This is a genomic window from Deltaproteobacteria bacterium, from assembly GCA_003696105.1.
Classification (GTDB): Bacteria; Myxococcota_A; Polyangia; order Haliangiales; family J016; genus J016.
On record RFGE01000175.1, the window covers coordinates 1 to 9,741 of the forward strand.

Sequence of the window (9,741 nt, forward strand, 5' to 3'; positions counted from 1 at the left end):
CGAGGCGTACGAGCGGTGGAAGCGCGGCGTGCGCGACGTGGTGTTCCCGGCCGGCTCGTATGCGATGCGCGTCTATCAAGGCGTCGCCGTCGCCGACACAGCTTGACGCCCGGCCCCGGGCCCGCGACGACCGCAGCAAGTGACTCGGCTTGCCGCGCCAACCCGCGTCCGCCGGCAGCGGAGTGTGGGCGCGGTCACCGGGTTGTCGTCCGCGGATCTGCCGCGGCGGTGGCTCGTCAGCCCGCTGCGCGCCGATTGCGCCCGCGCCGGTCGCCTCGCCAACGAGGTTCGTTCGCTGCGGGTCCGATCAACCCGGGTGCGGGTCCGTTCCGGGTCCGTCCCGATCAACCCGGGTGCGGGTCCGTCCCGATCAACCCGGGTGCGGGTCCGTCCGCCAACGAGGTTCGTTCGCTGCGGGTCCGATCAACTCGGGTGCGGGGCTGGCCGATCAACTCGGGTGCGGGGCTGGCCAACTCGGGTGCGGGGCTGGCTAACTCGGGTGCGGGGCTGGCGGCCCGCGGGTGCGGGGCTGGCCCGGGTCCGATCAACTCGGGTGCGGGGCTGGCCGGGTGCGGGGCTGGACGAGTTCTACTGGAGCGCGCACAAGCTCACCGAGCCGAAACCGGGCGCAACCGACGACGGCGGCCCGCTCGAGTGAGCGCTGCTGCGTCATTGCACGCGCCGGGCGGCCGGATGCGTCACCGCCGGCGTAGGACCGGAGGGGACCGCGTGCGACGAGCGAAATCCGGAGGCGTCGCGGTGCCGCGCGCGGGCGACCGCCGTGCGCTCGGGTGAGCACGGCACCCGGGTGGGGCACGGCCAGCGGGGGACGAGTTCCCGTGCTACCGTCCCCGGCGCGCGCGCATGATTTGCCTTCGTGAGGTTACCAAGCGCTTCGGCAATACGGTCGCCGTCGATGGCCTCGATCTCGATGTGCGGCGCGGCGAGATCTTTGGCCTCCTCGGCCCCAACGGCGCCGGCAAGACGACCACCGTCGCGTTGATCGTCGGTCTGCTCGCGCCCGACGGCGGGCGCGTCGACATTGGCGACGGGGGCGACCCGCGAGACCGCGCCGTGCGTCGCATGCTCGGTCTCGCACCGCAGGCGCTCGCACTGTACGACACCCTCACCGGGATCGAGAACCTGCGGTTTTGGGGCGCGCTGTTCGACCTACACGGGAAGGCGGTCGAGCGCCGCGCCGCCGCCGCGCTCGAGGCGGTTGCCCTCGCGGACCGCGCCGGCGACCGCGTCGCCACGTATTCGGGAGGGATGAAACGCCGCCTGAACCTCGCGGTCGCGCTCGTCCACGATCCGCCGATTCTGCTGTGCGACGAGCCGACGGCCGGTGTCGATCCGCAGTCGCGGAACGCGATCTTCGAGGCGCTCGAGCGGCTCCGCGCCGACGGGCGGACCATCCTGTACACGACGCACTACATGGAGGAGGCCGAACGCCTGTGCGACCGGGTCGCCATCATCGATAGTGGTCGCGTCCTCGCCGTCGACGGCGTCGACGGGCTCATCGCCACGCACGGCGGCCCCGACCGGCTCGTCGTCGAGTCGCGCACGGGACCGCGCGAGATCGAGACCGACGATCCGCTTGCCACCCTCAACGCCCTGGCACAGCAGGAGGACATCGTTCGCTTCCGCGTCGAGCGCCCCACGCTCGAGGCGGTCTTCCTGCGCCTGACCGGGCGGAGGCTTCGCGACTAATGCGGGCGCTGTTGGCCATCCTCCGCAAGGACCTCCGGCTGCTCGCGCGCGATCCGGCGGGGTTGTTCTTCACGGTCGTGTTTCCGCCGCTGACGGCGATCTTCTTCGGCACGATCTTTTCGCGCGACGACGGTGGCGAGGCCATTTCGGTCGTCCTCGTCGACGAGGACGGCTCCGCCGAGAGCCGTGCCTTCCTCGCGCGGCTCGATGCTGCACCCGAGCTGGCGACCCGGCGCGGCGAGCGCGCGGCGGCGGTCGCCGCGGTGCGCAAGGGGAAAGAGACCGCCTACGTGCTCGTCCCGTCGGGGTTCGGTGACGCGCGCCGCCGCCTGTTGTTCGGCGGCACGGCGCGGGTCGTCATCGGGGTCGATCCGAGCCGGCGCGCCGAGGCGGGGCTCCTTCGGGGCGTGGTGACGCGCTACCTGTACGAAGGCGTGCAGGACCTGTTTGCCGATCCGAACGAGGGGCGCGACCTGGTCAGGCGTGCACGCTCGGACCTCGCCGCGTCGGGCGACACGTCGCAGTGGGCGCGCGACGTCAGCCGCTTTCTCGCCGCGGTCGACCGCTTTCTCGCCGCAATCCCGGACGCAAGCGACGGCGCGGGCGACACGGCGGGATCGCGACCGCGCTGGCAGCCGGTCGACGTCGCGGTCGAGGCGGTGACGCGCGCGCGGGCGGGGCCGACGTCCTATTTTGAGATCTCGTTTCCGCAGGCGATCCTGTGGGGACTGATGATGTGCGCGATGTCGTTTGCCATGACGCTCGTGTCCGAGCGACAGCAGGGCACGTTCCTGCGCCTGCGCGTCGCCCCCGTGACGCGCACTCAGATTGTGGGAGGGAAGGCCGCCGCGTGCTTGATCGTGATCGGCGTCGTCGAGGTCGGCCTGCTCGCGCTCGGGCGCGTCGCCTTTGGGCTGCGCGTGACGCCCTCCGTGGTCCTGCTGCTCGCGCTGGTCGCGAGCGCCGTCTGTTTCGTCGGCATCATGATGCTGCTCGCGACGATCGGGCGGACCGCGAGGGCCGCGAGCGGTTATGCGACGGCGGCGATGCTCGTCCTGATGATGCTCGGTGGCGGGATGGTGCCGGTCATGTTCATGCCCGGGTGGATGCGCGCGATCGCCGTGGTGAGCCCGGTCCGCTGGGCTCTGCTTGCGATCGAGGGCGCGACCTGGCGCGGCTTCTCGCTGAGCGAGATGCTGCTTCCGTGCGGTGTCTTGGTCGCCACCGGCGTCGTCGCATTCGTCGCCGGTGTGCGCCTGCTGCGCGACGACTAAACCTGGCCGCCGGAGCGCGAGCGCGCGCGCGACGGACCCCGGCCAAAGGGCGCGACGGCGGTCCGTGGGGCGGAACGCCGGCGAGCGGCGGGGCGACAGCATGGCGGAGCGGCCGCCTGGCGAGGCGGGCCGACGAAGCCAAGGTGGGGCTGTTTCAACGACGGCTGGCGCTGCTGGCGTCGCGAGGGGGAGCGACGGCGACAGCAGACGGGTCCACTTCTATGAGAATGGCCACCGCGTCACGGTGATCGGCTACCCGACCGGCGCATGCGGTCGTCGTGGAGTCGCGGCGGTGGCCCGGGTCGTCGCGGTTCTCGCGGCTCCCCATTCGTCGACGGCCGACGGCGACAAGGACGGGTCCACTCTGGTCGACGGCGGTGCGTTGTAGTTTTTCTGGGGCAGCGCGGCGGTCGCGTTGGGCTCGACGCTGCTGTCGCCGCCCGAGAGCCCTCGGCTGTTCCCCGAAAGCGAGGGCGGAGCACCCCGTGACGGCGATACGATCCCGAACGATCAGCTGGGTCTGCTGGCGGGTGCCACTCCTTTGTTGCTGGCGATCCCGCGCACCGGCGCGCGCGGCTACCACGTCAAGGGCGCCGCCGAGTCCATCATGACCGTCGCCGCGATCACGGAGCTGACCGAGAGGCTCATCGGCCGGCATCGTCCGAGCTTTCCCCCGAGTCTCGCGACGAAGACCGCCGCCGTCCGGCGTCGACGATGGCGGCCAGGGCCGACGTTGGCGCCGTGGCGGCATGACCTCGAGAGTTGACGACCGCATCGCGCCGGACTGCGCGCACGTCGCCCTCCGTTCGACATCGGCGCCGTTGCCGGCCAAAACGGTAGACCGCTGGCGCGACCGCGGCCATCTGCTCAAGATCGACGAATGCGGGACGAGTTGGCCGCACCAGGTGGTGGCGCAGCGCGAGCGGAGTCGGCGACCACCGATCTGCCGTTCGACGGAGTATTGTTTCTGTGCGCGGCGAATTCGGCGCGGTCGCAGATGGCGGAGGCGATCGCGATGCGCACGTTCGGCGACGCGGTGCGCGTGCAGTCAGCCGGCTCGGCGCCGACGCGCGTGCACCCGCTCGCCGTACGCGCGATGGCAGAGGTCGGGATCGACATCTCGGCCCAGTCGGCCAAGGCACTCGACGCCGTGGATCTCGGAGCGGTCGACCTCGCGATCACGTTGTGCGGGGACGGCGGCTGCCCCGTGCCGCCGCGCGGCGTGGTTCACCTGCACTGGCCGTTGCCCGATCCGGCGGCGGCACGCCCGGGCGACTCGCACGCGCGCCAGCTCGATCGATTTCGCGCCGTGCGCGACGAACTGAGCGAACGCATCGCCGCACTGGCGGCGGCGCGACGACGGAAGCGGTGACCGCACAGCCGAGGCCCCGGCCGCGGCCGTGGTACATTGCCGTCGGGGTGCGCGGGATCTGCAGGGCATGTGCCGCCGCCGTGGCGATCGGCTGGCTCGCCGCCGGTTGCGCGACGGCGTCGGGACTCGGGCGCGCGGAGCCGCTCGCCGCCGGCGACGCGCGACTCGGATTCGGAGCGGACGTGGTCGCCAACGTCGCCAACTTGCCGGGCGGGCGTGTCGTCGGGCCGTGGGCGGGGCTGGCCGTGGACTACCGCCGCGGGGTGACCGACCGCGCCGACGTCGGCGCGCGCGTCGCCGGGTTTCGCGTGCCCGGGATCGCGAGCGCGGCCGCGTCCGTGTCCGCCAAGGTCGCGGTGCCCGGCCGCCTCGCGGTCGTCGCCCCCGGGGTCGACTACCGGTTCGCGTCGATCGACGGTGCGCCGTGGCACGCGGCCGGCGTGTCGCTGCCGCTGCTGTACGGCTGGCGGTTCGGCCGCCACCAGCTCGTCGCCGGTCCGCGGCTGGCCGATCAACTGCTCGTCGGCGGCGGGAGGGTAGTCAACCTGGTGCACGTGGGCGGATCGGTGGCGTTCGCGTGGCGCATTGGCCGCACGTTCGACCTGATACCGGAACTGTCGGTCACGTACAGCCCCGTGACGTTCGGCGGCGACGACGAGTCGGCTCGGACGCGCGGGCTCGCGGTCGTTGCCGCCGGCGTGGGAGGATCGTTTGACCTGTAGCGGCCCGCGGTTCGTGCGCGCGCTGCGCGTGGTCGTGGCGGCGGCGATATTCGGGTGTGGATGCAACTTTTATCTGCCCGACGAGCTGTCTCACCCGGACGAAATCCCCGTCGAGCACGGCAGCCAGCCGCCGGAGTGCGCGGTCGCCGCAGTCGAACCGCTGCCGGACTGCGCCGAGCCGGACGTGTCGGCCGACGGCGCGACCATCGGTTGCGCCCGACTCGTCGACGGCGCCTACGAGGTGTTCGTCATGAACGCCGACGGAACGGACGAACGGTGCCTGACGTGCACGGGCGCGCCCCCGGAACTCGCGGGCAAACACAAGGGCAACCCGGAGTTTCACGCATCCGGCCGCTACATCGTGATCACGGCGGAAAACGAGCGCGGCTCGCACACCGCCGCCAACACGCCGGGCATCGGCACCGACAACGACTTCTGGGCGATCGACGTCGACACCGGCACGTACACGCGGCTCACGCGCATTCCCGAGCGTGCAGCGCTGCAATGGCCGTGGTTTTCCCGCGACGGCAGCGAGTTCGTGTGGAGCCAGCGATACGAGCGCGGCCGGATATGGGAGCAGGGCAACGAGTTCGGCCGCTGGCGGATTCACATCGCCCGATTCGACGACGCAGCCGGCGCGCCGGCGTTTACCGATGTGGAGACGCTGCAGCCCGCGGGCGATCGGCCGTACTACGAGCCGCACGACTTCACGCCGGATCGATCGAAGCTGTTGATGTCGGCCAACCTGGAACCGGGATCGTCGCAGGCGGTACTGGACATTTACACGGTGGATCTGGCGACCGGCGAGACGGTCAACCTCACGAACTCGCCGTGGATTCACGACGAGATGGCGGTGTTTTCGCCGGACGGCGCGCGCATCGCGCTGATGTCCGGGCCGTTCGCCGGCTTCGCGACCTTCGGCTACAAGGCCGACCTCTATTTGATGGACGCCGACGGCGAAAACTTCGTCCGCCTCACGCGCTTCAACGATCCGGACGACCCGAGCTATCTCGGTGGTCCGGTTCAGATCGCGCAGGCGGTGTGGGAACCCGGTGGCCGCAGCATCGTGTTTGCGATCTGGGTGCACGCGCCCGAGCCGTACGCGCAGCACCGCATGTACCGGCTGCGGTTCGCGGGCGCGTGCGGCGGCGGGTGAGCGACCGGCGCCGCCCGGCCGTCAGTCGGCGGCGTCGACCGGGATGCGGTCGAGAAGCGGCACCTGATCCGGGTGCAGCAGCGCACGCGCGCGGTCGACCGGCACGAACTCGGCGCGGTCGACCTCCCACGACGCGCATCGCGGTCGGGCACCGGCGGGGGCCGGCCCGGCGAACGCGTGCACGCGCTTGCGGCTGCGCGTGTAGTCCACCGCGCCGATGTCGACGAGCCGGCCGGGGTCGACGCCGGTCTCCTCGCGCGTCTCTCGCCGTGCGGCCGCCTCGAGGGATTCGCCGGGGTCGGGAATGCCTTTGGGGATGCTCCACGGGGCGCGGCGGTTGTACGCGCCCGACGGATGCACGAGCAACACCTCGAGGCCGGCGGGGCCGCGCCGGTACAGGAGCGTGCCGGCGGAGACAGGGCGCGGCATGGCGCAGTTGTACCGCGGCCGGCGGCGGAGCGCTCGGCGAACCGACCGTGCGCGCCCGCGCGCCGCGCGGGCGGTGTATGGTGCGCACGTGTCGCGCAACGCAGCGCCGAGCGCCGCATCGGATGCACGTCAGTCCGTCGCCGACGGGGAGCCGTCGGTCGCCGAGCTGTTGTGGCTGGTACGCCTGCGCTGGTGGGCGATCGCGGGGGTCACGGCGGCCTGGCCGATCGCGCTGGCGCTGGGGCTCGTTCACCAGACGTGGGGGGCCGCGGCGGCGGTGTCGGTCCTCGCGGGCGTCAACGTGCTGTTGCTCGCGCGCGCGAGGGAGATGCGCGGGGCGCCGCCGTCGGCTCGCCGCCGGCTCGCGATCCTGCAGATCGTCGTCGACTACGGCGCGCTGATCGCGCTTTTGCACTTGTCCGGGTCGGTCGAAAACCCGTTTGGCGCACTGTTGCTGGTGCACGCGTCGCTGTCGGGGATCCTGCTGCCGCGGCCGCAGGCGGTCGGGCTCACGGCGCTCGCCGCGGGCGCATACGCGGCCGTCGTCGCCGGCGAGGCGATCGGCTGGATTCCGCATCATGCGCTTGGCCGCTACCACGTGTCGTGTGCCATCGACGGCGGCGCGTATGCACTCACCGCGCTGGCCTACGCGACGTCCATGTTTGCCGCGACGCTGCTGGCCTCCAAGGTGCGGAGCTGGCAGATCGCCGCGGAAGAGGCGCGCCTTGCGCGCGAGCGCGTCGCCGAGGGGCGCGAGAGGCTCGCGCGGCTCGGCGAGGTGTTCGCCGGCGTGGCGCACTCGGTGCGCAATCCGCTGCACGGCGCGCTGAACTGCGCAGACTTGCTCGAACAAGATCTGGGCGATCGCCCCGACGTGCGCGGTCACTTCGATCTGTTGCGCGAGTCGCTCGAGCGCATCGAGCAGGTCGTCCAGCGCGTGCTCGGACTCGGTCGCGCGCGGCCCCTCGAACCGCGCGCCGCGTCGCTCGTGGACGTGGCCCGCGACGCGGTCGAGCTGGCCGGGGCGCGCGCGCGTCGCAAGGGAGTGCGGGTCGCGTTGGCGTCGCCGGCGGACGTCCGGGCCGTCTGCGACCCGGATGCGCTGGTGGAGGTGGTCGTCAACTTGATCGACAACGCCGTCGACGCGAGCCCGGAGGGCGGCGACGTGGTGGTCGAGGTGGGCGTCGCGGAGGAGGCCGGCGTCCGGCGCGCGACCCTCGACGTGGTCGATGCGGGGCCCGGCGTGCCGTCGGGATTGGTCGACCGCGTGTTCGATCCGTTTTTCACCACGAAGCCGCCGGGCGAAGGGACCGGCATCGGCCTGGCACTGGCCAAGCGGGTGGTCGACGAGCACCGCGGCACCATCGCGATCGCGAATCGCGCGGGCGGCGGCTGTCGTGTCAGAATCAGCCTTGCCATGGCTGACGAGTCTTCCGCAGACCAGGAGGTTCCGTGAGCGACGACCGCGCATCGACCGGCGGCGTCGCAGCCGCGCCGCGCGGGCTGCGCGTGCTGGTGGTGGACGACGAGCGCGTGAGCCGCGCGACCACGGTCCAGCAGCTCGAACGCGCCGGCTACTGTGCCGCGGCCGCCGCGTCGGCACAAGACGCGCTGGAGCGAATCGCGCGCGAGCCGTGGGACGTCGTCGTGACCGATCTTCGCATGCCCGGGATGGACGGGCTCGAGCTGCTGCGGCGCGTTCGCGACGACCGGCCCGACATCGACGTGGTGTTGATGACCGCCTACGGGACGGTCGAGGCCGCGGTGGACGCGCTGCAACACGGCGCCGCGGACTTTCTGACCAAGCCGTTTTCGTTCCGCGTGCTCGAGGCGCGGCTGCGCAAGCTCGCCGAGCTGCGGGGGACGCGCCGCGAGCTGCATCGGGTGCGCGACGAGTTGCGCGCGGCACGCGGCCTCGGCCCGCTCATCGGCCGGTCGGCGGCGATGGTCGAGGTGCGCGAGCGCGTCGGCCTGTTTGCGCGGCACGACTTGCCCGTTCTGGTCACTGGCGAGACGGGCACCGGCAAGGAACTGGTCGCCCGCGCCATCCACGAGGCGAGTCCGCGGGCCGCGGGCCCGTTCGTCGCCGTCGGCTGCGGAACGATCCCGCGCGAGCTGGCCGAGAGCGAGCTGTTCGGTCACGAGCGCGGCGCGTTCACCGGCGCGACCGGGCGCCGGGCCGGCGCGTTCGAGCGAGCGGATGGCGGCACCCTGCTGCTCGACGACATCGACGATCTCCCCGCCGACATTCAGGTCAAGCTGTTGCGCGTCTTGCAGGACGGTCGGTTTTCGCGGGTGGGCGGAGAGCGCGAGATGGCGTGCGACGTCCGCGTCGTCGCGACCACGAAGATCGACCTCGAGCGCGCGGCCGCCGAGGGTCGGTTTCGCCCGGACCTGTACTACCGCCTGCGCACGCTGGAGCTTCGGCTGCCGGCGCTGCGTGAGCGGCGCGACGACATCCCGTTGCTCGCGGCGCACTTCCTCGCCCAGATCGCCGCGCGCGACGGGCGCGACCCGCCGCCGCTGGCCGACGACGCCGCGGCGGCGCTGATCGCCGCGCCGTGGCCGGGCAACGTCCGCGAGCTGCGCGGTGCGATCGAGGGGGCGTACGTCCTCGCGCGCGGCGGGCCGGTGGAGGCGGCGCATCTGCCCGCGTCGGTGCGAGGCGGCGCGGCGGTGGGCGCCCCGTTCGCGCTGCACCTCGACGGCGTCGACCGCCTCGACATGCCGGCGGTCGTGCGCGCGTTCGAGCACGCGCTGATCGACTGGGCGCTCGATCGCGCGGGCGGCAGCCAGGCGCGCGCGGCCGAGCTGCTCGGCCTTCCGCGGACCACGTTGCAGTCGAAGCTGTCGTCGCGCTGATCGGCGCGGCGACTCGCGCAATCGTTGCGCGTGAAGCCGACACACCGGCAGGCGCCGCCGGAGACTCGGCGCACGCCCGCCGCGGCGTCGCCGTCATCGAGGCGTCGAGCGGGGCGTCTGGCCGGCGCGCGACTGACACCGAGCCGTCATCGAGGCGTCACACAGCCGCGGCCAACATGATGGAGCGCGGGGCGAACACGCACCGGCCCCGCGCCA

Annotated in this window: 10 protein-coding genes; 9 read left to right on the plus strand and 1 reads right to left on the minus strand. The window is 72.5% G+C overall.

Features of this window, described 5'->3' with window-relative positions; genetic code table 11:
- The 7 genes from D6689_11645 to D6689_11675 all read left to right on the plus strand — a co-directional run.
- Positions 1 to 106, plus strand: a 106-nt coding sequence (locus D6689_11645) for a transposase (protein RMH41184.1), incomplete at its 5' end; no start/stop codon positions are given.
- 758 nt (positions 107 to 864) lie between these two features.
- Positions 865 to 1,710 carry an ABC transporter ATP-binding protein gene (locus D6689_11650; GenBank protein ID RMH41185.1) on the plus strand — a complete coding sequence of 282 codons (846 nt, stop codon included), beginning with the start codon at positions 865 to 867 and terminating at the stop codon, positions 1,708 to 1,710.
- Positions 1,710 to 2,984, plus strand: coding sequence for an ABC transporter permease (locus tag D6689_11655; GenBank protein RMH41186.1), 1,275 nt, complete (start codon positions 1,710 to 1,712; stop codon positions 2,982 to 2,984). The genes D6689_11650 and D6689_11655 overlap by 1 nt, the downstream gene beginning before the upstream one ends.
- A gap of 541 nt (positions 2,985 to 3,525) precedes the next feature.
- Entirely contained in the window at positions 3,526 to 3,750 is a 225-nt protein-coding gene (locus D6689_11660; GenBank protein RMH41187.1) for a hypothetical protein, read from the plus strand.
- Positions 3,751 to 3,864: 114 nt separating this feature from the next.
- A complete protein-coding gene (locus D6689_11665; protein ID RMH41188.1) occupies positions 3,865 to 4,356 on the plus strand; it encodes an arsenate reductase ArsC in 492 nt (163 codons plus the stop codon).
- A 47-nt stretch (positions 4,357 to 4,403) separates the two neighbouring features.
- The gene (locus tag D6689_11670; protein RMH41189.1) at positions 4,404 to 5,078 is read left to right on the plus strand and encodes a hypothetical protein; all 675 of its coding nucleotides are present in this window, start codon (positions 4,404 to 4,406) and stop codon (positions 5,076 to 5,078) included.
- Between the two features lie 13 nt (positions 5,079 to 5,091).
- A complete protein-coding gene (locus D6689_11675; protein ID RMH41190.1) occupies positions 5,092 to 6,234 on the plus strand; it encodes a hypothetical protein in 1,143 nt (380 codons plus the stop codon).
- A 21-nt stretch (positions 6,235 to 6,255) separates the two neighbouring features.
- Here D6689_11675 and D6689_11680 read toward each other — a convergent pair whose 3' ends face one another.
- On the minus strand, positions 6,256 to 6,663 hold the full coding sequence (locus tag D6689_11680; GenBank protein RMH41193.1) for an NUDIX domain-containing protein: 408 nt from the start codon (positions 6,661 to 6,663) through the stop codon (positions 6,256 to 6,258).
- Between D6689_11680 and D6689_11685 the strand changes: the two genes are divergently transcribed.
- Together D6689_11685 and D6689_11690 are read left to right on the plus strand one after the other, a co-directional pair.
- Positions 6,539 to 8,119, plus strand: a complete 1,581-nt coding sequence (locus tag D6689_11685; GenBank protein ID RMH41191.1) for a sensor histidine kinase — start codon at positions 6,539 to 6,541, stop codon at positions 8,117 to 8,119. The two genes, D6689_11680 and D6689_11685, sit on opposite strands and share 125 nt — an antisense overlap.
- Complete coding sequence (locus D6689_11690) at positions 8,116 to 9,525, plus strand: sigma-54-dependent Fis family transcriptional regulator (protein ID RMH41192.1); 1,410 nt, start codon at positions 8,116 to 8,118, stop codon at positions 9,523 to 9,525. Before D6689_11685 ends, D6689_11690 begins: the two co-directional genes overlap by 4 nt.
- The last annotated feature ends 216 nt before the right edge of the window (positions 9,526 to 9,741 follow it).